1 protein-coding gene and 1 pseudogene are annotated in these 525 nt (G+C 67.0%); both read right to left on the bottom strand.

All coding sequences use genetic code 11. The features are described from left to right. The coding region (locus tag FUT87_RS26255; protein ID WP_404935458.1) for a spermidine synthase at nucleotides 1-225 on the bottom strand (225 nt) is incomplete at its 3' end. 26 nt (nucleotides 226-251) lie between these two features. Then, nucleotides 252-525: pseudogene (locus FUT87_RS26250) on the bottom strand (hypothetical protein); the annotation flags it as partial.

Below are 525 nucleotides of genomic sequence, written 5' to 3'. Positions count from 1 at the left end.
GCAGTCCGCGTAGAAGGCTTCATCGTCCAGCACCGGCGCCGCCGCCTCGTGGTCGTAGAGGTCGACGTTCAGCACCTGCGCCATGCCCCAGTTCGCCGCGTCGGCCACCCACTGGCCGGCGTCCTCGTTGAGCACCCGCAGCCGCTCGTCGTCGTCGGGCAGGTGGAACCAGTGCCGGTTGGCGCTGATGACGGTCGGGTTGATCTCGACCGCGGTGGTCTTCATCTTCAGCTGCTTGCGACAGAAGCGCGTCAGCGCGCCGGCGCCAGGCCCAGCTGCACCGCCTGGCCCTGGGTCATCTCGCGGGTGTCGCGCCAGAGCATCCAGGCCATCATGCGCTGGACGTATTCCAGCTCCAGCTTCTCCGGCTTCTTGACCCGCATCGCGCCCTGGACCCAGATCGAGTCCAGATGCAGGAAGCGCACGCCGTCGAATTCGCTCAGCGTCGCCTCGACCCACTCGGTCTTCCTGCCGCCCTTGTTGTTCTTCGGGTCCCGGTGCTTGCTCACGGCTGTCGTTCCCATG

This window comes from Mitsuaria sp. TWR114, assembly GCF_007997345.1.
The sequence above is the reverse complement of the archived record's forward strand: the minus strand, read 5'-3'. Positions and strand labels throughout refer to the sequence as shown.